The sequence below is a fragment of the Curtobacterium luteum genome, from assembly GCF_014646995.1.
Taxonomy (GTDB): domain Bacteria; phylum Actinomycetota; class Actinomycetes; order Actinomycetales; family Microbacteriaceae; genus Curtobacterium; species Curtobacterium luteum.
In genome coordinates, this window is record NZ_BMOI01000002.1 from 227,172 (window position 1) to 249,829 (window position 22,658).

Below are 22,658 nucleotides of genomic sequence, written 5' to 3' on the forward strand. Positions count from 1 at the left end.
GAGGCCCGGCTTGACCACGCAGACCGCGTCACCGACGCGCGGGGTCACGCCGGGCAGCCCGACGGGCGGCGGCCGGAAGCCGCTGCACGTCCGACTGCTCGGCAAGAACCCCCTGGGGTGGCTGTTCAGCGCCCCCTACCTGGTGTTCGTCATCGCGATCTTCGCCTACCCGGTGTGCTTCGCGGTGTACATGTCCTTCAAGGACTACTTCTTCGCCGCCCCCGGCGTGAACGTCGACCGGCCGTGGGTCGGACTGCAGAACTACGTGCAGGTCTTCCAGGACCCGCAGGTGCTGCAGTCGTTCCGGAACGTCGGCGTCTTCCTCGTCATCAACGTGCCCCTGACCGTCGTGCTCGCCCTCGTGCTCGCCTCGGCGCTCAACGGCGCCGTGCGCTGGGGGACGTTCTTCCGGGTGAGCTACTACGTGCCCTACGTCACCGCGAGCGTCGCGGTCGTCGGAGTCTGGCTGTTCCTGTTCAGCCAGGGCGGGGTCGTGAACAGCGTCCTCGGACCGCTCGCGCCGAGCCCGTCGTGGCTCAGCAACCCGGCCCTCGCGATGCCGATGATCGCGGTGTTCGTGACGTGGAAGCAGCTCGGGTTCTACATCCTGCTGTACCTCGCGGCGCTGCAGAACGTACCGAAGGAGCTCTACGAGTCGGCGTCCACCGACGGCGCGGGCAAGATCCGGCAGTTCTTCTCGGTGACCGTCCCCGGCGTCCGGCCCGCGACGGTGCTCGTGCTGCTGCTCAGCACCGTGACGGGCGCGAACCTCTTCACCGAGCCCTACCTGCTCACCGGCGGCGGCGGCCCGAACGGCGCCTCCACCAGCCCCGTGCTGCTCATCTACCAGCAGGGCATCCAGCAGGGCCACCCCGGCTACGCGGCGGCCATCGGCATCGTCCTGATGATCGGCGTCCTGATCATCGCGTTCCTGCAGAACAAGTTCGCAGGTGGGAGGGAATCATGACCCAGGCGACCACCCCCCGGGCCGCAGCCGACCTGACGGCGGCGAGCCGCGCCTCCCGGCAGGACACCCCGAGGCGGCGGCGACCCCGCCGCCTGGACGGACAGCAGCTGAGCCGGGGCCAGGCGGCCCTGCGGTTCGTCGTGCTGCTCGCCGGCGCGCTGCTCTTCCTGTTCCCGTTCTGGTACATGGTGATCGGCTCGCTCCAGCGCGAGCCGGACACCTCCGTCGCCGGGGCGTTCCCGAACCCGGCGAACATCGACCTGCACAACTACGCGCAGATCGACTCCCGGGTCGACCTGCTGCAGGGGCTCGTGAACTCCGGCATCTTCACCGCCGGGGTCGTGCTCTGCACCGTCGTGTTCGGCGTCCTCGCCGGGTACGCGCTGTCCGTGCTCCAGTGGAAGGGGCGTGGGACGACGTTCGCGCTCGCCCTGCTCGTGCAGGTCGTGCCGTTCCAGCTGCTCATGATCCCGCTGTACGTCCTCATCGCCCGCGACTACGGCCTGAGCGACAACTACCTCGGCATGATCCTGCCGTTCGCGATCAACTCCGCCGCGGTGGTGATCTTCCGGCAGTACTTCCTGCAGGTGCCGCAGGAGATCTTCGACGCCGCCCGCATCGACGGCGCCGGGGAGCTCCGTGTGCTCTGGAGCGTCGCGCTCCCCCTCATCCGACCGGCGCTCGTCACCGTCGTGCTGGTCACGTTCATCGGGCCGTGGAACGAGTTCCTCTGGCCGTTCCTCATCACGAAGGAAGCCTCCATGCAACCGCTCGCCGTCTCCCTGGCGAACTACATCTCGAACGTCGCGTCCTCGACCGCGAACCCGTACGGCGCGATCCTCGCCGGCGCGGTCGTGCTCGCGGCCCCCGTCGTCGTGCTGTTCATCGTGTTCCAGCGGTGGTTCATCGCGACCGACATCGGATCGGGGGTGAAGGGCTGATGCCGGCACTCACCACCGACCTCCTCGCCGACGAGTACCAGCGCGCCCTGCAGCACACGAACGCGCTGACCGACCGCATCTCGACCGACGACTTCTCGGCACACTACGACGACCCACCCGCGTGGATGGTCGGCCCGTTCCGCCGGGACCCGTCGCTCACCTTCACGGCACCCGGGTGGACCGACCCGACGGGCATCGGCTGGACCGCGTCCTCGGTCTTCAACCCCACCCTCGCGGTCGCGCCCGACGAGCGTGGCACGGTGGTCGCGGTGGACCCCGCGACCGGCCTGGAGGCACGACACGCCCTCCACCTCGTCTACCGGGCGTCCCCGGTGAAGGAGTCGACGTCGTCCCGGGTCGGGCACGCGGTCCTGACCGCGGACGGCTGGGTCGACGACGGCGCGCCGATCCTCTGGCCGACGGAGTCGAACGAGGGCCTCGGCGTCGAGGACCCGAAGCTCTACCGCGCCGAAGGGCGCTGGTGGTGCTACTACAACGCGATCTGGGACACGCGGGGCAGCGACCTCCGCGAGACGTACCCGGACGCGGGCGACGTCGGGTGCGACATCGCCCTGGCGGTCTCCGACGACCTCGTGCACTGGGAGAAGACCGGCATCGTCGTGCCGTACGAGGTCTCGCACCTGTGGGCGAAGGGCGCGGTGATCCCGCGGGACGACGCCGGCAACGCGGTCCGGATCGGCGGCGAGTACCTCATGTACGTGTCCGAGGGGTGCGGCGGGAAGCTCACCGTCGGGCACTCGGACGACATGCTGCACTGGACCTTCACGCACGAGGACTACCTCGACGTCAGCACCCTCGGGCAGCACGTGCACGAGGTCGCCTGCGCCGTGGTCGACGGCGACCGGCTCGTCCTCGACTTCTTCCTCGCCGACCACGACGGGGCGTTCGCAGCCGGGCAGGCGCTCTACGCGGTCGACGCCCCCTTCACGCAGCGCGACGTGCACGCCGGCGGGTCGCTCGCGTGGGGTGGGCTCCTGCGCTGGCCGACGCCGGACGGTCCACGGGTCTTCGCGCAGGGGTGGGACGCCCCGCGCGGCAGTCGCGAGCTGTACCTGTACCAGGAGGTGCCGGCATGACCAGGGTCGTGCCCGCGGCGGCGTTCCCGTACGTGCTCGAACGGGTCGGCCTCGTCATGGAGCCGCTGGCCGACGGGCCGCTCGAGGCCGAGGGCGTCCTCAACCCGGGCAGCGGACGCGGCCCGGACGGGGAGCTCTACCTCCTCCCACGGCTCGTGGCCGACGGCAACGTCTCGCGGATCGGCATCGCCCGGGTCCTCGTCGAGGACGGGGTCCCGACCGGCGTCGAACGACAGGGCGTCGTGCTCGAGCCCGAGCGCTCGTGGGAGGTCGGCGCGGTGAACGCCGGCGTCGAGGACCCTCGGACGACCTGGGTCCCCGCGCTCGGCCTCCACGTGATGACCTACGTGGCGTACGGGCCGCTCGGGCCGCACACCGCGGTCGCCGTGTCGGACGACCTCCGCTCGTGGCGGCGGCTCGGACCCGTGCGGTTCGCCTACGACGACGCGCTCGACGTCGACCTGGCGATGTACTTCAACAAGGACTGCGTGTTCCTGCCGGAGCCCGTCACGGCGCCGGACGGGACCGAGAGCCTGGCGGTGCTCCACCGCCCGGGCTGGGACCTGTCCGAGATCCGGCCGTCCGAGGGGCTCCACGCGCCGGGCTGGGTCGAGGACACCCGGCCGTCGATCTGGATCTCCTTCGTGCCGCTCGACCGGGTGCGCGAGGACGTCGGGGCACTCGCCGAGTGGCGCGGGCACCGGGTCCTCGCCGCCCCTGCCGCCCCGTGGGAGGAGCTGAAGATCGGGGCCGGCCCGGCGCCGATCCGGGTGCCCGAGGGCTGGTTGCTCCTGCACCACGGCGTCACCGGCGAACTCGTCGGGTCGCTCGCACAGCAGCAGAAGGTGAACTACGCCGCCGGGGGCATGCTCCTCGACGCCGACCGTCCGTGGGAGGTGCTCGTCCGGACGGGCGAGCCCCTCATGACCGCGGACACCGACGACGAGCGCTCAGGCATCGTGCCGAACGTCGTGTTCCCCACCGCCGTCGAGGAGATCGACGGCGTCCACCACGTCTTCTACGGCATGGCGGACTCCAAGATCGGCGTCGCACGACTCGTGCGGCGCTGATCGCCCGACCCCTGTGACGAACCCACTCATCCCGAGAACGAGGAGATGCAATGGTGCATCGCACCCTCCTGGCCGCGCTCGTCGCGGCCACCACCGCCGCGACGACCCTCGTCGCCGCCCCGGCCCAGGCGACCACGTCGACCACCGCAGCCGGCACGTCGGGCGCGAGCAGTGCCTCCCGGCCGGTCACGAACCTCGACCACCTCGACTTCCTGCTCGACGACGTCCCGCTGCCGGAGGTCCCCGGGCACAGCACGTACCAGCAGACGAGCGACCCGACGGCCACCGCACCCTGGGTCTACGCCGACCGGAACGCGGACGGGACCTACCGCCGGGTCGGCGGTGGCACGCTCGATCCCGCGACCGGCCACTGGGGTCAGGGGGCGTTCGACGCGGACGACATCAGCCGCGCGGCCGTCGTCTACGTCCGCGACTGGCAGCAGAACGGGACCGCGTCGAGTCGCGAGCACGCGCGGGAGCTCCTGCGCTCGCTCACCTACCTGCAGACGGACAGCGGGCCGGACGCCGGCAACGTCGTCCTCTGGCAGCAGACCGACGGCACCCTCAACACCAGCCCGACACCGCCGGACTCCCCGGACCCGTCGGACTCCGCCGACTCGTTCTGGGTCGGCCGCACCGTCTGGGCCCTCGGTGAGGCGTACCCGGCGTTCCGCCACGCCGACCCCGGCTTCGCACGGTTCCTGCAGGGCCGTCTGCGCCTGTCGCTCGACGCCCTCGAACGGCAGTCACTCGCGTCGTACGGCCGCTACGACACCGTGAACGGGGCGCGCGTGCCGTCGTGGCTCATCGCCGACTCGACGAGCGCCACCGCGGAGGCCGTGCTCGGGCTGAGCGCCTACGTGCGCGCCGTGCCCGGCGACCGGCAGGCACGGACCGTGCTCGAGCGGGAGACGACCGGCATCGCGGCGATGCAGCGCGGTGACACGACCACGTGGCCGTTCGGGGCCGTCCTGCCGTCCGCGACGTCGCAGTCGACCTGGAACGCCTGGGGCGGGATGGCACCGGCGGCGCTGGCCTCGGCCGGTTCCGTGCTCCACCGCGGGGACTGGCAGCGGGACGCCCGCCGCGAGACCGCGCAGTTCGCCGCCGAGGTGCTCGCCTCGGGCGGCCCCGACAACGGGTGGACGCCGACGCCGTTCGACCGCACGCAGATCGCGTACGGCGCGGACTCGCTCGTGCAGTCGTTCCTCGCGGTCGGCGGAGCGGGGCAGGACCGCCTCGCCGCGATCGCCGCGGGCTGGTACTTCGGCGCGAACCCGGCGGGCGTCCCCGTGTACGACCGGACGACCGGCGCGTGCGTCGACGGGATCGCGGCGGACGGCACGGTGAACCGGGGCTGCGGCGCGGAGTCGTCGATCCACACCGCGCTGTCGATGCTCGCGCTCGACGCCCACCCGGCGGTCCGCACCTCGGCCGAGACCACGACGTCCCGGACCGACGTCGACGGCATCACGACCGTCGAGGCCGAGGGTGGGGCGCTGACCGGAGACGCTGCGGTCGTGCGGCCCGACGCCGCGTGGACCGGCTCGGCGAACTGGTCGGGCTCGGCGTACGTGCACGCTCCGGCGGGGTCGTCCGTGACGATCACGATCCCGGCGCTGCGTCAGGACACGCTGCTGTACCCGGTGGTGTCCGAGGCCTCCGGTCCGGCGGGCCGCACGGACTGGACCGTGCGGGGAGCGGACGGCCGGACCCGGTCGCTCGGCTCCACCCCGAACGGCGGCGCAGGGGCGCAGGGCACCGCGCCGACCCCGTCGTTCCTGCACCCGCTCACGCTCGCGCGCACCGCTCCCGCGGGCACGACGACGATCACGGCGACCGTCCGCGGCGGGACGGCCGACCTCGACGCGGTGCTCCTCCGCCCGGTGGTGTCACACCTGGGGCTGGGGTCGGGTGCCGACAGCGCGGCCGGTGCGTCGCCGTCGGACCTCTTCGTGAACGGGACGACGTCGGTGCGCTCGACGACGGCGACGTTCGCGCAGCGCACCACGGTGTCGGTGTACGACCGCACCGGGCGGCTCGTGCGGACCGTGCACGTCGGGTCCGGGGTCCAGCGGGTGCCGCTCGCTCCGGGTGGCTCCACCGTGGCCGCTCCGCGCTGAACCGTCCCGCTCCTCGTGCCGTGCGCGCGTGTCCCGCTACCGTTGGGGCATGCGCGCACGGCTCCGTCACCACGCACCCGCCCTCGTGCTGCTGCTGCTCGCCGGCGTCGCGGTCGTGGTCGCGGTGCTCGCGGAGGCGCTGGCGTGGCCCGTCGCTCCGGCCTTCCCCGCCCTGCACAGCGGCGACTACTCGTACGTCGTCGGGCGGGGCGGCTTCCGGACCGCCCTCGCCGCACGGGCGATCGCGTGGGCGGCCGCCGCGCTCGTCGTCCCGTTGCTCGTCGCGGCACTGCTGGCCGTGGTCGTCCGCGGGCGACGCTCCGGAGGACGGGCCGCGCGGCCGTGATCGTCCTCCGCCCGTGGCTCCCCGGGGACGCGGACGCCCTGGTCGCCGCACGCGCCGGCTCCGACGACCTGGCGACGCAGTTCGAGCCGCTGCCCCACACCGCCGCCGCACGACGGTTCATCACATCGGCGCTGACGTCCGAGCCCGGACGACGACACTGGGCGGTCGTCCTGGACGGCACCGCCGTGGGCAACGTCGGGCTCACCGCCGTCGACCGCCGCCACGACTCGGCGTGGGTGTCGTACTGGCTCGCTCGTGACGCACGCGGGCGCGGTCTCGCGACGCGAGCGGTCGCCACCGTCGCCGAGCGGGCCTTCGCCGACGGACTGTTCCGGCTCGAGCTCGGGCACCGGGTGAACAACCCCGCCTCCTGCCGGGTGGCGACGACAGCGGGGTTCCGGGCCGAGGGGGTCGAGCGGGCGAAGCTGCGCTACGGGTCCGAGCGGTTCGACGTCGAGACGCACGCCCGGCTGGCGACGGACCCGACGCCCGAGGTCGAGCTGCTCGACGTGGCCGGCGTCTGACGGGTCAGAGCAGACGGTCAGAGAACGGACCAGCCCACCGGGAGTGCCGCACGGCCGGTCAACGCCCGGAGCAGCGCCGTGGCGTCCTCGGGGTCGGCGTCGGTGTCGGCGTCGGCGTCGGCGACGAGCAGTCCGAGCACCCGGAGCGCCTCGTGAGCAGCCGCACCGGGTGGGTCCGCATCGAGGCCGGCCGCGACCCGCAGGTCGATCGTGTGCACGGTCAGCTCGAACACCCGCGTCGGCAGGTACGCGGCGAGCCCCCACTCCCCCATCGGCGTCGCCACCCGGGCGTCGGGCGGAGCGGAGCCGACGCGACCGGCGACCCGTTCGACGATCGCACGGACAGCGGTGATCCGGTCAGCGCCGAGGCCTCGTCCCGCCTGCCGCCCCCGTTCGGCGACGGCCGCGGGGTCCGCCCGTGACGACCGGACCGTGCGGTAGTAGTCGAGCGTGGTGGCGGTCGACGTCGTCGTCCCGTCCTCGAGGTACTGCTCGACGGTCAGGAGTGCTCGAGCCGTGTGCCCGACGAGGTCGCTCCGGGTCCACTCGCCGAGCGCCGGCCGGTGCCAGGCGTCCGGTCCCACGGCGTCGAGCGCGGCGGTGGTGGCCGCGAACCACTCCGCGGCGTGCTCGAACGCCTCGCGCGTCGTCGTCCATGTCATGGTCGTCCTTCCGGAGCCCATTGAACCCGTGCACGAGGCGGCGAGGGAACGGTGCTCCGCCCGGACACGGACGCGGACGCGGAGCCAGGCGTGGACACGGAACCGGACACGGACTCGGAGCCGGGCGCGGGCTCCGGCGACGGCTCCGGCGCTGCGCCGCGCCGCGCCGCAGTGCGCCGCGCCGCGCCGCGCCGCGCTCAGGCGAACCGCGCCCCGGTCAGCCGGAGCGACTCGTCCCAGACCCGTGCCGCCTCGTCGCGGTCGGACATCGTCGGCCACGGATCGACCCACCCCGCGGGGCCGCCGACGCCGAGTCGCCAGGTCGGCGCGGCGAAGCGACCAGCCGCCGCCGGGTCGGTCGCGGCGAGGAGGGCCGGGTACGCCGCGGTCTCGGGTGTGCCGACGACCCAGCCGCGGGCGGAGAGCCAGCGGATGAGCCGGACCGATGCGGTGTCGGTGCTCCGCCCCATCTCCGGGCGCGCGGCGAGCAGGCTCGTCGGGGCGACGCCCGGATGGCTGACGGCCGTGGTGATCCCCCACCCCGCGGCCGCGCTCCGACGTCCGAGTTCGGCCGCGAAGAGCGCCGGTGCGATCTTCGACTGCCCGTACGCCCGCATCCCGTCGTAGGAGCGCTCGGACTGCAGGTCGTCCCAGAGCATCCGAGCTCGGCGCGCGGCGATGCTCGTCTGCACCACGACGCGAGCGCCCACGTCGCGGCCGCCCGCGCCGCGGCCGCCCGCGCCGTTGCCGCCCGCGCCGTTGCCGCCCGCATCCCGGTCACCGCCGGCGCGCAGCAGGGGCAACAGCGACGCGACGAGTGCCACGTGGCCGAGGTGGTTCGTCCCGAACTGCAGCTCGAAGCCGTCGGCCGTGGTCTGCCGTTCGGGCGGGGTCATCACGCCGGCGTTCGCCACGAGGACGTCGATCGGACGGCCGTCCCGCGTCAGCCGCTCGCCCAGCGCGGTGACGGACTCGAGCGAGGACAGGTCGAGTGACTCGGCCTCGAGCTGTGCTCCCGGGTGCTCGGCCCGGATGCGGTCCTGCACCGCCGCGACCTTCCCCGCGTTCCGGGCCGGCATGACGACCTCGGCGCCGGCCGCGGCGAGGTGCGCGGCGATCCGGACGCCGATGCCGTCGCTCGCGCCGGTGACGAGGGCTCGGCGCCCGGTCAGGTCCGGGATGGTCGGTGGATCGATGGTGCGTGGCATGGTGTGTCCTCCGTGGTCGGTGGCCCCAGCCTGGTCGGGTGCCCGTCGCGCATCCACGGCCTGACGATCCGTGGCTGGGAGGTGCGCGGTGCGAGAGGATCGGCGCATGATCGACCGAGCCGGACTGGCGGACTTCCTCCGCGGCCGCCGTGCCGCACTCCAGCCGGAGGACGTCGGGCTCCCCCGGGGTGTCCGTCGACGGACCACCGGACTCCGCCGCGAGGAGGCGGCGCTCCTCAGCAACATGTCGGCCGACTACTACGCACGGCTGGAGCGCGAGCGCGGCCCGCAGCCGTCCGACCAGATGCTGGCGTCGATCGCGCAGGGCCTCCGGCTGTCGCTCGACGAACGCGACCACCTCTTCCGCCTCGCCGGACACGAGCCGCCGACGCGGGGCGCCGGCTCCGACCACGTCGGGCCGGGCATCATGCGGATCCTCGACCGGCTCGTGGACACCCCGGCCGAGATCGTCACGGAACTCGGTGAGACGCTCCGGCAGACCCCGCTCGCCGCTGCACTGGTCGGCGACGCGTCGGTGCGCACGGGGCACGCGCGGAGCATCGGGTACCGCTGGTTCACGGACCCGGCCGCCCGGGCGCTGCACCCCGTGGAGGAGCACGCGTTCCTCTCGCGGATGTACACGTCGGGCCTCCGCCACGTCCTCGCGTTGCGCGGCCCCGGGTCCCGAGCTGCCGTCCTCGCCGAGGACCTGCTCGCCCGCAGCGAGGAGTTCCGCGAGCTGTGGGCACGGCACGAGGTCGGAGTCCGTCCCGCCGAGGAGAAGCACTACGTCCACCCCGAGGTCGGGCCGCTCACCCTGCAGTGCCAGGTGTTGCAGGACACCGACCGGGCGCAGCACCTGCTCGTCTACACGGCCGAGCCCGGCAGCGAGAGCGCCGACCGGCTCCGACTCCTGGCGGTGATCGGGACGACCGCAGCGCCGCCCGCCTGAGACGTCAGCGTCGGAGGAACGCCCCGGCGACGAGGCGGAGCAGCAGCGCGACCCCGCCGAGCACACCGACGCCGGTCGCCACGACGACCAGGACCACGAAGCGAGCCAGTGCCTGCGCCTCGGTCTCGTCCGCGCCCGCCGTGACCTGGGCCGCGAGCGCGTACACGACGAGCGCGACGACGAGCAGGACCACCCCGGTCCACGTCGCGACCCGGACCGCGATCGGCTGCCGCAGCGCGTCGCTCGGCACGGCCGTTCGTGCGGTCGCCCCCTCGGTCTCCCAGTCGGCCGGACTCGTCATGGCTCCCCCTCCGTCGGCACGATCCTAGGGGTCGCCAGCGCGGGCCGGGAGGCACGGCACGCGATCGCCGGGACCCCGCGGCCCGAGCAGGTGGTCACCGCAGGTGGTCGCTCCGGGCCGTCACGCCGGGCGGGGCTCGCCCCAGGTCACCGCGACGACCGTCACGTCGTCCGCGCGGTCGCCGGCCTCGGCGAGCGCCGTGACGTCCGCGACGATCCGGTCGATGTCGTCCCGTTCGTCGACGAACGCCTGCCACCGGTCGAGGGAGGCGAGGTCGCCGCCGAACAGGTCGAGGACGCCGTCACTGACGCTGACCACGCTGTCACCGGGTTGCAGGTCGGACTCGACGCTCGTCCAGCCCGTCCCGACGCCGAGGGGCAGGTACCCGGAGCGGAGGAACTCGCTCCCGCCGGCGACACGGCGCACGAGGGTCAGTCCGTGACCGGCGTCGACCCAGCGCAGCGTCCCGTCCACGCCGATCCGGCCGTGGAAGCACGTGGTGAACTGCGCGCTCACCATGTCGACCGAACCGGTGCTGAGGCCCGCGGAGGTCAACCGGAACGCCAGCGCGGGATCCGGCTCCTCCAGACTGCTGCGGATGACGGCGCGGACGGCAGCGGCGATCATGCCGGCGCCGACGCCCTTGCCCATCACGTCGCCGAGCGTGAAGCCGACGCCGCCGTCCGGCGTCGGGTACCAGTCGTAGAAGTCGCCACCGACCGTGCGGGCGGGGACGCACGTGCCCGCGACGCGGACCGCGGACGGGAGGCCGCGGCCGTCGACCGGCTGGAGCGACCGCTGGACGATCGCGGCCTGGGTGACCTCGGCCTCGGCGACCCGGCGCGAGCGCTGCGCGACGGTGAGCTGCTGCAGGGACCGGCGTGAGAGCTCGTTGACGACGGCCGCGGCCGCGCCGAAGGTGACGACCACGATCACGAGTCGCACGGCCTCGCTCGCGGGGAACACCCGCCCCGGGGCGAGGAGCAGGGGCAGGAGGAGCGTGAGGACCGTGCCCGCCAGTGGGACGAGCACGCGCCAGCGCCCGTGACCGGCAGCGATCCAGATCACCGGGAGGATGATGATCGCCAGGAACACCGACCGCGACTCGCCGGTGCCGAATCGCAGGAGCCCGACCGCCACGAAGTCGAGCAGCGGGATGACGATCTCGGCGCGGACCAGCCGGCTCGTCCTCACCATCAGGGCGGCGAACGCGAGCAGCACGACCGCGAGGCCGGCACCGGTCCACATCGCCACCGCGTCGGTGATCGTCAGCCAGACGGGGAGGAGGCTGCTGGCAGCGGCGGCGCCGACGATCAGGGCGGCGACCAGGGCCTGGTTCGCGAGCGGCTCCCATCCAGCACGGAGGCCGGACAGCACGATCGGGCCGGTGTCCGTGGCCCGGACGGTCCGACGGGGTGGTGCCTGCGTCAATCCCGCTCCTGTCCACGGCCGCCCCGGTGACGAGCGGCGATCCCTCGGACCACCGTACCCAACCCACACGTGTCGGGCGCGCGCGTCGCCTGCGGAGGTCCCGTGACCGCGGTGGACGCCCGCCGCACCGGGCCGCCGCCGGTCCGACGGAGCCGCACCGTGCCTCCAGGCCGGCTGCACCGAGCGCGGACCTGCGCCCTCCGCACAGCGCAGCGGGTGCCGGGTCGCTCTCGCGATCCGGCACCCGCTGTGCTCACTCGACGCCCGCCGTGACGTGCGCCGAGGCGTCCTCAGCCGATCGAGACGGCCGTCCAGGAGACGGGCGGCAGCTCGATCGTGACCGTGTCGCCCTCGCGGCGGACGGTCTCGTTGGTGCGGAGTCCGACGCGCTCGGTGTCCGAGAGGTCGTTGACGAGGTGGACGTCGTCCTCCCAGATGCCCTCGGCCCGGACCTCGCCGTCCGCGCCGATGCCGGCGAGGTCGATCGTGACGGTGGTCGACTCGGTCTGGTGCCGGTTCACGAGGAAGACCGCGGCCGTGCCGTCCCCGATCGTCGCGGCGGAGTCCACGACGGGGACCTCGCCGTACTTGCCGCCGTCGACGGTGTCGCCCGAGGCCTTGACCTGCAGCGACGTGCCGTTCGCGAGCTTCGAGGTCAGCGAGAACGGGAAGAACGTCGTCTGGCGCCAGGCGGGTCCGCCCGGCTCGGTCATGATCGGGCCGATCACGTTGACGAGCTGCGCGAGCGACGCCGAGGCGACGCGGTCCGCGTGGCGGAGCAGCGAGATGAGCAGACCGCCCACGACCACGGCGTCGGCGACGGTGTAGACGTCCTCGAGCAGGCGCGGCGCGACGGGCCAGTCCTGCAGCTCGAACGTCTTCTGCTGCTCGTTCCACTTGCTGATCGACCAGACGTTCCACTCGTCGAACGAGATGTCGATGCGCTTGTCGGACTTCTTCTGCGCCTGGACGTGGTCGGCCGCGGTGGTGACCGTCTTGATGAAGTGGTCCATGTTCACGCCGGACGCGAGGAACGACGCCATGTCGCCGTCCTCTTCGTAGTACGCGTGCGCCGAGATGTAGTCGACGTCGTCGTACGCGTGCTCGAGGACGGTCCGCTCCCACTCGCCGAACGTCGGCATCGACGCACCGGACGAGCCGCAGGCCACGAGCTCCAGGTCGGGCTGGATCTGCCGCATGGCCTTGGCGGTCATCGCCGCGAGCTTGCCGTAGTCCTCGGCGTTCTTGTGGCCGAGCTGCCACGGGCCGTCCATCTCGTTGCCGAGGCACCACATCGTGATGGCGAAGGGCTCCTGGCGGCCGTTCGAGCGGCGGTACTCGCTGAGCGCGGTCCCGGCGTCGATGTTCGCGTACTCGAGGAGCTCGATGGCCTCCTGCGTGCCCCGCGTGCCGAGGTTCACGGCGAGCATGAGCTCGGAGTCGACCTGGTCGAGCCAGTGCTGGAACTCGTGGAGGCCGACCTCGTTCGTCTCGGTGGAGTGCCACGCGAGGTCGAGTCGGCGGGGGCGCTGGTCGACGGGGCCGACGCCGTCCTCCCACTTGTAGCCGGAGACGAAGTTGCCGCCCGGGTAGCGGATCGCGGACACGCCCAGCTCCTTGACGAGCTCGATGACGTCCTTCCGGAAGCCGTGCTCGTCGGCGGTCTCGTGCGCGGGCTCGTGGATGCCGTCGTAGACGTGTCGTCCGAGGTGCTCGACGAAGCCGCCGAAGAGGCGACGGCGCACCGGCCCCACGGTGAACGCGGCGTCGAGGACGAGGTGTGTGCGGGGCATGGATCTCCTTCGATCTGCGTGCGTCGGGGTGCAACGAAAGTGAGCGCTCACCCGTCCACAACGCTAGCCGGTTCACGGCACCGGCGAAAGGGGTGGTGCTCCGGCGTGTCCAGCGATAATGTGAGCGCTCACGGAGCGATGATGCCCCTACGGCACATCGCCCCGACCGGAGTTGCGAAGGAGCCTCACCCCGGGGCTGCGACGCCGCACCAGTACGGAACACCGACCCTGTTCCGTTCGGCCCGTCCCGATGGAGTGATGCCATGCCGATCCGACCAACCCCGCCCGTGCACCCGCGCGGAGGGTCCTTCACCCGGCGGAGCCTGCTCGCCGCAGGCGCCGCGGCCGCCACCGTGCTGCCGCTCGCCGCCTGCTCGAGCCCGCTCGCCGCGGGCATCGCCGGTGCCCCGCTCAACCCGGAGACCCTCGTCTTCTGGAACCTGTTCGGCGGCGGTGACGGCGCCCGCATGCAGCAGATGGAGGCGGGCTACGCCAAGCAGCACGGCGGCCCGTCCTCGATCCAGGCGACGACGTTCGCGTGGGGCAACCCGTACTACTCGAAGGTGACACTCGCCACCGTCGGCAACAAGCCGCCGGACGTCGCGATCGCCCACCTGACCCGCGCGAAGCCGCTGTGGGACGGCGACCTCCTCGACCCGATCACCTCGGACGACCTGGCGAGCGTCGGCCTGAGTGCCAGCGACTTCAACCAGAAGGCGTGGACGGCACAGAAGACCGACGGGAAGAACATCTGCATCCCGCTCGACACGCACCCGTTCGTCCTGTTTTACAACGTTGACGTGTGCCAGAAGGCCGGGCTGATCGACAGCGACGGCAAGCTCAAGGACCTGTCCGGGCTCGACGCGTTCGAGAAGGCCCTCGCGGCGGTGTCGAAGGTCACCGGCGGCGTCGCGCTCAACGTGGCGAACGTCAGCGAGATCGCCACCCCGTGGCGCTTCTTCTGGACCATGTACAACCAGATCAACGGTTCGACGCCCTTCATCAGCGACGGCGGCTCCGAGCTGACCGTCAACGAGGACAACTACACGAAGGTCACCTCGATGACCGAGAAGTGGGTGAAGAACGGCTGGCTCAACAAGGGCCTCGACTACGCCACCGCCGAGACGCTGATGTTCACGGGCAAGGCCGGGTTCTTCATGCAGGGCGAGTGGGAGATCAGCACCGCGCAGTCGATCAAGGGCCTGAAGTTCGGCATGGCGCCGATCCCGCAGCTCTTCGACAAGCCGGCCACCCAGGCCGACTCGCACACGTTCATCCTGCCGCGGAAGGACCGCACGCCGGAGCAGCGCAAGGCGCACATGCTGTTCATCAAGCAGATGCTCGAGCAGAGCATGACCTGGGCCGAGGGCGGGCACGTGCCGGCCTACATGCCCACGTTCGACAGCACGGCCTACAAGAAGCTCGAGCCGCAGTCCGACTACGCGTCCGCTGCCGAGAGCGCCGTCTTCGACGACCCGGCCTGGTACGGCGGCTCCGGATCGACGTTCGAGAACACGGTCGGGGCGCAGCTCGCCCTCGTGCAGCAGGGCGCCTCGAGCCCCGCGGCGGCTCTCTCGGCGATCAAGAGCCAGCTCAGCACGTACCTCAACACCCCCAGCCCGCTGTAAGCCCCGCGCGAAAGGCACGACGACGTGACCGCAGCACCAGTCCTGACCCGCCCGACGGAGGCCGCAACCGTCCCGCGGCGACTCCGCACGCGCGTGAACAGCACCACCCGTGGCCAAGGCCGCAGCGGATGGCTGTTCCTCGCCCCGTTCGGCCTGTTCTACCTGGCCTTCCTGCTCGGCCCGACGATCTGGATGATCGTCTCGAGCTTCTTCAACACCTCGACCGTCCGCACCGGGCTCGGCAGCTTCGCCGGGTTCGCGAACTACGCGGAGATGCTCGGACGCGCCGACTTCTGGTCGTCGCTCTGGCACACCCTGCAGTTCACGCTCTACACGACCCCGCCGCTGGTCATCCTGGCGTTCGTGTTCGCGGTGCTGACGAACCGGATGAACCGCGGCCAGTGGTTCTTCCGGCTGGCGTTCTTCCTGCCGTTCATCCTGCCGTCCGCGACGATCTCGCTGATCTGGGTGTTCATCTTCACGCCCGCGACCGGTCTGTTCGCGTCCGTCCAGCAGGCCCTCGGCATCACGCCGGGTGCCGGTGTGCTGGCGAGCCCGAACACCGCGATGATCGGCGTCGCGATCGCCACGGTCTGGTGGACCCTCGGGTTCAACTTCGTGCTCTACCTGGCGGGTCTGCAGGAGATCCCCCGCGAGCTGTACGAGGCCGCGGCGGTCGACGGCGCCTCGAGCTGGCAGCAGATCAAGTCGATCACGCTGCCGCTGCTCGGGCGCACCACGACGCTGGTCATCCTGCTGCAGATCATCGCGAGCCTGAAGATCTTCGACCAGGTGTACCTGATGACGAACGGCGGCCCGGGCATCTCCACCCAGGTCTCCCTGCAGCTCATCACGGGCGTCGGCTTCACCGACAACCGGCTCGGTGCCGCATCGGCGGCCTCCGTGCTCCTGTTCATCGTGATCGTCGCGATCGCGGTCATCCGGCAGGTCGCCGAGCGCGCCGCCGCCAAGCGAGAGATCGGTGCCTGACGTGACCACCACCGAGAGCCTCACCACCGCCCGTCCGAAGCTCCGCTCCGGAGTGTCGGCCGCAGCCCCCGCCAACGCCGCGAAGATCGGCGTCTCCGGCAAGGGCTTCAACATCGTGGCCGGGATCATCCTCGGCGTGTTCGCGATCATCTGGCTCATCCCGAGCCTGTTCGCCCTGAAGACGTCGCTGTCCGACAACGGCGTCGCCGCACTCGGGGCGAACGCGATCCTGTCGAACTGGAACCCGACGCTGCACTCCTACGCGGCGCTGTTCCAGGCCGGCGACATCTGGAACTGGTACCTCGCCTCGGGCATCACGAGCCTCGTGACGACGGCCCTCACGGTGCTGTTCGCCTCGATGGCGGCGTTCGCGCTGTCCCGGCTGGTGTTCCGCGGCCGCAACGTCGCGTTCCTGCTCATCATCCTGGGCATCATGATCCCGACGCAGGTCCTGATCATCCCGATCTTCCAGGAGCTCAACTCCGTCGGCCTGCTCAACACCTACTGGTCGGTGATCTTCCCGCAGGTGCCCGCCGTGATCGCGGTGTTCATCTTCAAGCAGTTCTTCGACGGCATCCCCCGGGAGCTCGAGGAGGCCGCGCGCATCGACGGCGCGGGCATGTGGAAGATCTACTGGTCGGTCATCCTGCCGCTGTCGCGTCCGGTCATCGCCGCGGTGGCGATCCTGACGTTCGTCGGCGTCTGGAACAACCTGCTGCTGCCGCTGTTCGTGCTGTCGAATCCGGGCCTCATGACGATCCCGGTCGGGCTCGCCACGGTCCAGGGCAGCTTCGGTCAGCGCTACGCCGACATCCAGGCCGGCGCGATCCTCGCGGCGCTGCCGCTGATCATCCTCTACCTGATCTTCCAGCGGCAGATCGTGGAGGGCGTGACGGGGTCCGGTCTCAAGGGCTGACGCCACCAGAGGTCGGACGGGAGGCGCGGCGCCAGCTGGCACCGCGCCTCCAGTCCGTCGTCCGGTCCCGCATCCCATCGCGCGCGCTGTGGGAAAGAACGCGCACCCGCGTCACCGCCCGCCAGCGACCGCACGGCACCCCCGGCTAGCCTTGCTCGTCGTGACGCTCCCCCGCCGGCCCCTGCGCACCGTGCTCGCCACGGTCGCCGTGGCATGCGCGCTCGTCCTGGCGGGCTGCACGGGCGGGTCCGACTCCCCCACGCAACCCGACGGCGATGGCGGTGGTGGCGGCGCCTCGGGCTGGTCGTACCGTGACGCCACCGGCAGCACCGTCCGGCTCGACCGTGCCCCGGAGCGGATCGTCGCACTGGACGACGTCGCGATCTCCCTCGTCCGGTACGGCCTGCACCCCGTCGGCACCTTCGGTCGTCTCCCGATCGAGCAGGACGACCGGTGGTCCGGCCTCGACACGACGGGCATCACCGACGTCGGCTCGACCCCGGCCGGCGCCACGGCCGGGGACGGGTCCGACGGCATCGACGTCGACCGGGTCGCCGCGCTGCACCCGGACCTGATCATCACCACGGTCGCCCCGGTGGACGCCGCCGGCACCCTCCCGGAGGATGCGCCCGGGACGGGGATCGCAGACGCCGAGCAGCACGACGCGCTGGCAGACCTGGCACCGATCGCCGAGGTCCGGTGGGGTGGCGACGGCGTCGACGTCCTCCGCGACGTGGCCGGGCTGGCGACGTCCCTCGGTGCCGAGCAGTCGGTGGTGGACGCCGCGGAGACGGACTTCGACCGTGCGGCGAAGGCCCTGGAGTCCGAGACCCGCGACCACGACGTCCGGCTCACGGCGATGTACGCGGACCACGACGGCGTGTACGTCGCCCGCCCCGACGACGACCCGGCGCTCCAGCTCTGGGCGTCGCACGGCGCGGACCTCACCGTCCCCGGGCCGAAGGGCCACTACTGGGGCGTCTACTCGTGGCCGAACGCCGGCAAGGTGGGCGGTGACGTCCTGCTGCTGTCCGACGAGGGCTACCAGGTCGACGACCTCGAGCGGCAGGCGACCTTCGCGGACCAGCCCGCGCTCGTGGCCGGTCAGGTCCACCCGTGGGTGCGGCCGGTGTTCGACTACGCCTCGCAGGCGGCCGCGATGGAGCAGCTGACCGGCTGGATCGCGGCGAGCGAGCGCCTGGAGCGGTAGCGCCCCGCGGCAGTGCAGCGGAGACCCGGGTGAGCCCGTAGCCGCACCCTGCCGCGGCCTACCCCGCCGGGTACGCCGCGTTCACCGCCTCCTGCGCCTGCTTCCACACCGCAGCACGCGCCCCCGCGTAGGTCCCGCCCTGCCCGTTGCCGACGTACCGGAGGTTGGTCGTGCCGCCGTCGGTGTTGCCCTGCCAGTAGGCAGTCACGACCCGGCTGGTCCCGCCGACGAGCCACACCTGGTCGGCGACGTCGGTCGTGCCGGTCTTCCCGAACAGCGTCATCCCGTCCGCGGTCTGGCCGCCGGTCGCGGTGCCGCCCCGGAACGCACCCTGCATCACCTGGAAGGCCGTCGCCGCGACCGCCGGCGAGAGCACCTGGCGACAGGTCCGCGGCTGACCGCCGAGGTCCTCGCCCGACCGGTCGGTGACCTGGTCGACCACCACCGTGTCGCAGCGGACCCCGCCGTTCGCCACCGCGGTGTACGCCGACGCCATGGTGAGCGGGGCGATGCTCTCGGTGCCGAGGATCGACGCCGGGTTCGCGGGCACCTTCCCGCCGGTGGCCAGGTGCACGCCGAGCCGAGCGGCCACGTCGCGGATGTCGCACAGGTCGAGCTGCGCCGCCATGGACACGTACGCCCCGTTCACCGACTGCGCCGTCGCCTCCCGCACGGAGTACGGACCCGTCTGCGCGGGCGAGTCGTTCCGGGGGTTCCAGGCGGCGTCGATCGTCCGTCCGCACTGGGTCCACGTGCGCTGCTCGTGCCGGGTCCCGTCGACGACGGTGTCGGGGCTCCGCCCGGCCTCGAGCCACGCGAGCAGGGTGAACAGCTTGTACGTCGACCCGGGTTGGAAGCCGCGGGCGTCACCGAGCGCCTCGTCGACCGCGTAGTTCAGCGACGTCGACCCGCGCGGCGCCCCCGCGGAGCGGTCGTACGCGGTGTTCTGCGCCATCGTGAGGACCCGTCCGGTGCTCGCCTCGACGGAGTCGAACGTCGCCCCGAGTGCGAGGGCGGGGTCGGTCGCGGGGTCGTACCGGTCGAGGAGCGCCTTCTGCTCGGCGTTCCGGTCGAGGTCGATCGTGGTCTGGACGCGGTAGCCGCCGGTCCGCCACGCGGCGTCCCGCTCCGCCTGGGTCGCGCCGAGCTGCGGCAGCGCACGGGCCACGCGGACCGCGTGCTCGCAGGCGTACTCGGCTCCGGGCGGAGCGGTCCCGCACCCCTGCTTCGGCGCGGTGCGGTGCACGTACTCGGAGGGCTTCGACGCCAGCGCGGCGCGCAGTGCGGCATCCGACAGGTGTCCCTGCTCGTGCATGGCCCGGAGGACCACGTCGCGCCGCGCCTGGTTCGCCGCGAAGTGCGCCGGGGTCGAGAGGTCGCGCCGCTCAGGCCACTGCACGATGGCGATGAGCGACGCGGCCTCGGCCGGGCTGAGGTCCGTGGCGTCCTTGTCGTAGTAGTGCTGCGCGGCGGCCTGGACGCCGTAGGTCTGGTCGCCGAAGTAGGCGATGTTGAGGTACGAGGTCAGGATGTCCCGCTTCGAGTACTGCTTCGCGAGCCCGATCGCGAGCTTGATCTCCTCGAGCTTCCGCTGCGGTGTCCGCGCGGTGGCCTCGGCGATCGCTGCATCGGCCTCGGCGGCGGGCAGCTGCGACGCCTGCTCGATCTTGATGTTCCGCACGAGCTGCATGGTGAGGGTCGATCCGCCGGACCCGCCCTTGCCGTGCGCGGCCGCCACGCTGACCAGGCTCCGCACGAGCGATGTGGCGTCCACCCCGCCGTGGTCCCAGAAGCGCTTGTCCTCACCGTCGACGGCGGCGTGGCGCAGGGCCTCGCTGATCCGGTCGTACGACAGCTGCTCGCGGTTCCGGTCGAAGACGTCCGCCAGGTGCACGGGCTTCCCGCCCCGGTACGCCCACACCTCGTTGCGGCTCGACAACTCGCCGACCTCGATGTACTCCGGCAACGACGAGAACGTGTCGATGGCGGTGGTCGCCCCGAACCCGGCCAGCGCGACGGCCGGCGTCACGCCGACCCCGACCAACAGACCGGCGAGCACGCTGCCCCCGACGAAGCCGCCCACGGCCCCGATCGCTCGTCCGAACGTCATGTGTTCCCCTCGTGCACCGCGGATCGGTGCGTCCGGACCGCAACCTGTCCCCGCCGTCCGGACGACCGCCGGGATTCCCCGGGGGAATCCCGGCACGTGACCTGGGAGAGTCCCGGATCGGTACGGATCGTTACCACGGCACGGCCTGGAGGCCCGTGGCGGCGCCGCCACGGGCCTCCAGGCCGTCGAACGGTCACGATCCGGCAACGGGCGGCGCCGCCCCGCCGCGCCCACGCTCCGCGGAGCGGGCGGGGCGCCACGAGTAGCCTCGACGGATGGCGGGGAACGGATGGCGCGAGGACGTCCTGGGGGCGCCGTTCGAACGACTCGAACTGCCCCTCGGCGAGGACCGCGAGGGTCCCGTGGTGGCCACGCTCGTGCGTCGGCGACACAGCCCCACGGACACCCTGCTCCAACCGCGCGGACCCCTGCACGGCGTCGACGTCCTGTACGTGCACGGCTGGTCCGACTACTTCTTCCAGGTCGAGCTCGCCGAGCGCCTCGAACGGCTCGGGGCCCGGTTCCACGCGCTCGACCTCCGCAAGTACGGGCGGAGCCTCCGGCCGCACCAGACCCCGGGTGACGTCGGTGACCTCGCCACCTACGACGAGGACATCGCCGCCGCCCTCGACGCGATCTCGACCGAGCACCGGGGCGGACCGCGACGGCGCCTCGTGCCGATGGGGCACTCGACCGGCGGGCTCACGCTGTCCCTCTGGGCAGCGCGGCACCCGGAGCTCGTCGACGGCCTCCTGCTGAACAGTCCGTGGCTCGAGTTCCAGGGCGCCGCGATCGGACGGGCGCTCATCGCCCCGGTGCTGAAGCTCGGCGCCCGCCGGAACCCGCTCGCACCGATGCCCGCCGTCGACCCGGGCTTCTCCACCCGCACCGTGTCGGCCGCGGGCGAGGGCTCGTGGACCTACGACCAGCGCTGGCGTCCGGAACGCGGGTTCCCACTGCACCCCGGGTGGCTGTCCGCGGTCTTCGACGGCCAGGCCCGCGTCGAGGCCGGGCTGGGGATGACCGTCCCGACGCTGGTGCTCCTCAGCGACAAGAGCATGTTGCAGCCGCGGTGGGACGAGGGCATGGCGCACGCCGACGTCGCGCTGAACGTGGACGTCGTGGCGCACCGGGCGCTCTCGCTCGGCGACGAGGTCACCGTACGGCGGCTCCGGGGCGCCCTGCACGACGTCGTGCTCTCGGAGCCCGCCGTCCGCGAGCAGGTGTACGACGCGATCGGGCGATGGGCGCACGCGCTGCCGCGCTGAGCGACCGCACTGGCCAGCCGCGAGGGCCGACCGCGCCGCCGACGTCTCAGGGCTGGATCGACACCCAGTCGATGAGCACGTGCCCTGGCTTGCCCCGGTTGCCGATCTGGAACGTGTAGCGGTGCGGCGTGGTCGGGACCGACTCGGTCACGGTGTCGAGCAGGACCCCGTCGAGGAAGTAGCTCACCGACTTCCCCGGCACCCAGACCGTCGTGTAGGTGTGCCAGTCCTCCCAGGAGGCGTCGGTGCGGATCCGGTAGGCCTTGTCGGCGTGCCCGGGGACCATCGAGTGGTGGAAGACGTCGGGCTTCCCGGAGAAGCCGCCCTCGGGGTAGTCGAGCTCCCCTTCCGCGGCGTCGTTCGAGGTCGGCCAGAGCATGACCGCTGTCCCGTTGCCCCGGCCACCCTCGACCTTCATCCGGATACTGAAGGTGCCGCCGGTCTGCGCCCACGCGGTCGCGGGCGGCCCGAAGACCCCGGCGGCGCCCTGCGTGCCGTTCATGGCGACGTCCATCACGCCGTCGTGGGCACTGGTGAGGGCGCCCGAGTAGTACTTGTCGCTCGTGCCCTCGTCGTACGCCTGCCAGGCCCCGGCGTAGGTGGCCGCGAACTGCCCGCCGCTCGCCGCCGGGGTGTCGAAGTCCTCGAAGAACGACGCCTGCGGCCCCAGCACCGGGTCGGGCACGCTCGGGGTCGGCGTCGCCGTGGGCTGGTCCGAGGACGGAGCACGGGCGCTCGACGTCGCGCCGTCGGCCGGGTCGCTGCTCGGCTCGGCGCCGCCGGTCGGGGTGCTGCCGGACGCGTCCCGGCCGTGCTCCGTGCTGCCGGAGGTCCCCCGGCTCGACGTGGACGCGCCGGGCGACGACGCGAGTTCGCTGCCCTGGACCGGCGGGGTCAGGAAGGCGAGCATGACCGAGACGGTGACCGCGGCGACGACGACCACGACGGCGCCCCGGACGAGCCCTCCGCGTGTCGAGGTGCTGCGCTCGCGCCGTTGCGAGTTCCGTTGCCGTGTCACGAGTGTTCTCCTGTACGTCCCTGCCACCGACAGGTTCGCGCACGGAACGATCTCGCGCGCCCCCTCGGGGCGTCGACGGCGGCATCCCGCAGGGGCGTGCGGG

At 72.4% G+C, this 22,658-nt stretch carries 20 protein-coding genes; 13 read left to right on the forward strand and 7 right to left on the reverse strand.

Features of this window, described 5'->3' with window-relative positions; all coding sequences use genetic code 11:
• The first annotated feature begins 10 nt into the window (after positions 1-10).
• The 7 genes from IEY20_RS04450 to IEY20_RS04480 are packed head-to-tail and all read left to right on the forward strand — an operon-like array spanning position 11 to position 7,068.
• Positions 11-967, forward strand: coding sequence for a carbohydrate ABC transporter permease (locus tag IEY20_RS04450; protein WP_022902465.1), 957 nt, complete (start codon positions 11-13; stop codon positions 965-967).
• The gene (locus IEY20_RS04455; RefSeq protein ID WP_175328111.1) at positions 964-1,908 is read left to right on the forward strand and encodes a carbohydrate ABC transporter permease; all 945 of its coding nucleotides are present in this window, start codon (positions 964-966) and stop codon (positions 1,906-1,908) included. Before IEY20_RS04450 ends, IEY20_RS04455 begins: the two co-directional genes overlap by 4 nt.
• Positions 1,908-3,005 (forward strand): glycoside hydrolase family protein, encoded by a 1,098-nt coding sequence (locus IEY20_RS04460; RefSeq protein ID WP_175328110.1) that lies wholly within the window; start codon positions 1,908-1,910, stop codon positions 3,003-3,005. Before IEY20_RS04455 ends, IEY20_RS04460 begins: the two co-directional genes overlap by 1 nt.
• The gene (locus IEY20_RS04465) at positions 3,002-4,075 is read left to right on the forward strand and encodes a glycoside hydrolase family 130 protein (protein WP_175328109.1); all 1,074 of its coding nucleotides are present in this window, start codon (positions 3,002-3,004) and stop codon (positions 4,073-4,075) included. The genes IEY20_RS04460 and IEY20_RS04465 overlap by 4 nt, the downstream gene beginning before the upstream one ends.
• 50 nt (positions 4,076-4,125) lie before the next feature.
• Positions 4,126-6,198 (forward strand): hypothetical protein, encoded by a 2,073-nt coding sequence (locus tag IEY20_RS04470; RefSeq protein WP_175328108.1) that lies wholly within the window; start codon positions 4,126-4,128, stop codon positions 6,196-6,198.
• 49 nt (positions 6,199-6,247) lie between these two features.
• Positions 6,248-6,544 carry a hypothetical protein gene (locus IEY20_RS04475; protein WP_022902513.1) on the forward strand — a complete coding sequence of 99 codons (297 nt, stop codon included), beginning with the start codon at positions 6,248-6,250 and terminating at the stop codon, positions 6,542-6,544.
• Positions 6,541-7,068, forward strand: coding sequence for a GNAT family N-acetyltransferase (locus tag IEY20_RS04480; protein WP_022902514.1), 528 nt, complete (start codon positions 6,541-6,543; stop codon positions 7,066-7,068). The genes IEY20_RS04475 and IEY20_RS04480 overlap by 4 nt, the downstream gene beginning before the upstream one ends.
• 17 nt (positions 7,069-7,085) lie before the next feature.
• On the opposite strand, the gene IEY20_RS04485 is transcribed toward IEY20_RS04480, so the two are convergent.
• Both IEY20_RS04485 and IEY20_RS04490 read right to left on the reverse strand, forming a co-directional pair.
• Entirely contained in the window at positions 7,086-7,730 is a 645-nt protein-coding gene (locus IEY20_RS04485) for a maleylpyruvate isomerase family mycothiol-dependent enzyme (protein ID WP_175328107.1), read from the reverse strand.
• A gap of 197 nt (positions 7,731-7,927) precedes the next feature.
• A complete protein-coding gene (locus IEY20_RS04490; protein WP_175328106.1) occupies positions 7,928-8,938 on the reverse strand; it encodes an SDR family NAD(P)-dependent oxidoreductase in 1,011 nt (336 codons plus the stop codon).
• A 106-nt stretch (positions 8,939-9,044) separates the two neighbouring features.
• On the opposite strand from IEY20_RS04490, the gene IEY20_RS04495 reads away from it, so the two are divergent.
• Positions 9,045-9,890 (forward strand): helix-turn-helix transcriptional regulator, encoded by an 846-nt coding sequence (locus tag IEY20_RS04495; protein ID WP_175328105.1) that lies wholly within the window; start codon positions 9,045-9,047, stop codon positions 9,888-9,890.
• A 4-nt stretch (positions 9,891-9,894) separates the two neighbouring features.
• Here IEY20_RS04495 and IEY20_RS04500 read toward each other — a convergent pair whose 3' ends face one another.
• From IEY20_RS04500 to arfA, 3 genes are all read right to left on the reverse strand, one after another.
• Positions 9,895-10,191, reverse strand: a complete 297-nt coding sequence (locus tag IEY20_RS04500) for a hypothetical protein (protein ID WP_175328104.1) — start codon at positions 10,189-10,191, stop codon at positions 9,895-9,897.
• A gap of 120 nt (positions 10,192-10,311) precedes the next feature.
• Positions 10,312-11,622: a PP2C family protein-serine/threonine phosphatase gene (locus IEY20_RS04505; protein WP_175328103.1), complete on the reverse strand. Its 1,311-nt coding sequence runs from the start codon at positions 11,620-11,622 to the stop codon at positions 10,312-10,314.
• A gap of 290 nt (positions 11,623-11,912) precedes the next feature.
• Positions 11,913-13,415 (reverse strand): arabinosylfuranosidase ArfA, encoded by a 1,503-nt coding sequence (gene arfA, locus IEY20_RS04510; protein ID WP_175328102.1) that lies wholly within the window; start codon positions 13,413-13,415, stop codon positions 11,913-11,915.
• A 263-nt stretch (positions 13,416-13,678) separates the two neighbouring features.
• On the opposite strand from arfA, the gene IEY20_RS04515 reads away from it, so the two are divergent.
• From IEY20_RS04515 to IEY20_RS04530, 4 genes are all read left to right on the forward strand, one after another.
• Entirely contained in the window at positions 13,679-15,043 is a 1,365-nt protein-coding gene (locus IEY20_RS04515) for an extracellular solute-binding protein (RefSeq protein ID WP_175328101.1), read from the forward strand.
• Between the two features lie 24 nt (positions 15,044-15,067).
• The gene (locus IEY20_RS04520; protein ID WP_175328100.1) at positions 15,068-16,033 is read left to right on the forward strand and encodes a carbohydrate ABC transporter permease; all 966 of its coding nucleotides are present in this window, start codon (positions 15,068-15,070) and stop codon (positions 16,031-16,033) included.
• Position 16,034: 1 nt separating this feature from the next.
• On the forward strand, positions 16,035-16,949 hold the full coding sequence (locus IEY20_RS04525) for a carbohydrate ABC transporter permease (RefSeq protein WP_188888933.1): 915 nt from the start codon (positions 16,035-16,037) through the stop codon (positions 16,947-16,949).
• A gap of 160 nt (positions 16,950-17,109) precedes the next feature.
• Positions 17,110-18,159, forward strand: coding sequence for an ABC transporter substrate-binding protein (locus IEY20_RS04530; protein WP_175328099.1), 1,050 nt, complete (start codon positions 17,110-17,112; stop codon positions 18,157-18,159).
• A gap of 58 nt (positions 18,160-18,217) precedes the next feature.
• Here IEY20_RS04530 and IEY20_RS04535 read toward each other — a convergent pair whose 3' ends face one another.
• Positions 18,218-20,269 (reverse strand): transglycosylase domain-containing protein, encoded by a 2,052-nt coding sequence (locus IEY20_RS04535; RefSeq protein WP_175328098.1) that lies wholly within the window; start codon positions 20,267-20,269, stop codon positions 18,218-18,220.
• Positions 20,270-20,544: 275 nt separating this feature from the next.
• Between IEY20_RS04535 and IEY20_RS04540 the strand changes: the two genes are divergently transcribed.
• Positions 20,545-21,537 (forward strand): alpha/beta hydrolase, encoded by a 993-nt coding sequence (locus IEY20_RS04540; RefSeq protein WP_175328097.1) that lies wholly within the window; start codon positions 20,545-20,547, stop codon positions 21,535-21,537.
• A 46-nt stretch (positions 21,538-21,583) separates the two neighbouring features.
• Here IEY20_RS04540 and IEY20_RS04545 read toward each other — a convergent pair whose 3' ends face one another.
• Positions 21,584-22,555, reverse strand: coding sequence for a glycoside hydrolase family 16 protein (locus IEY20_RS04545; RefSeq protein WP_175328096.1), 972 nt, complete (start codon positions 22,553-22,555; stop codon positions 21,584-21,586).
• Positions 22,556-22,658: the final 103 nt, after the last annotated feature.

Coding starts and splice junctions, on each gene's coding strand:
- IEY20_RS04470 (WP_175328108.1), top strand. CDS start 4,126: ATGGTGCATCGCACCCTCCTGGCCGCGCTCGTCGCGGCCACCACCGCC.
- IEY20_RS04455 (WP_175328111.1), top strand. CDS start 964: ATGACCCAGGCGACCACCCCCCGGGCCGCAGCCGACCTGACGGCGGCG.
- IEY20_RS04465 (WP_175328109.1), top strand. CDS start 3,002: ATGACCAGGGTCGTGCCCGCGGCGGCGTTCCCGTACGTGCTCGAACGG.
- IEY20_RS04500 (WP_175328104.1), bottom strand. CDS start 10,191: ATGACGAGTCCGGCCGACTGGGAGACCGAGGGGGCGACCGCACGAACG.
- IEY20_RS04540 (WP_175328097.1), top strand. CDS start 20,545: ATGGCGGGGAACGGATGGCGCGAGGACGTCCTGGGGGCGCCGTTCGAA.
- IEY20_RS04495 (WP_175328105.1), top strand. CDS start 9,045: ATGATCGACCGAGCCGGACTGGCGGACTTCCTCCGCGGCCGCCGTGCC.
- IEY20_RS04515 (WP_175328101.1), top strand. CDS start 13,679: ATGCCGATCCGACCAACCCCGCCCGTGCACCCGCGCGGAGGGTCCTTC.
- IEY20_RS04475 (WP_022902513.1), top strand. CDS start 6,248: ATGCGCGCACGGCTCCGTCACCACGCACCCGCCCTCGTGCTGCTGCTG.
- IEY20_RS04460 (WP_175328110.1), top strand. CDS start 1,908: ATGCCGGCACTCACCACCGACCTCCTCGCCGACGAGTACCAGCGCGCC.
- IEY20_RS04485 (WP_175328107.1), bottom strand. CDS start 7,730: ATGACATGGACGACGACGCGCGAGGCGTTCGAGCACGCCGCGGAGTGG.
- IEY20_RS04535 (WP_175328098.1), bottom strand. CDS start 20,269: ATGACGTTCGGACGAGCGATCGGGGCCGTGGGCGGCTTCGTCGGGGGC.
- arfA (WP_175328102.1), bottom strand. CDS start 13,415: ATGCCCCGCACACACCTCGTCCTCGACGCCGCGTTCACCGTGGGGCCG.
- IEY20_RS04490 (WP_175328106.1), bottom strand. CDS start 8,938: ATGCCACGCACCATCGATCCACCGACCATCCCGGACCTGACCGGGCGC.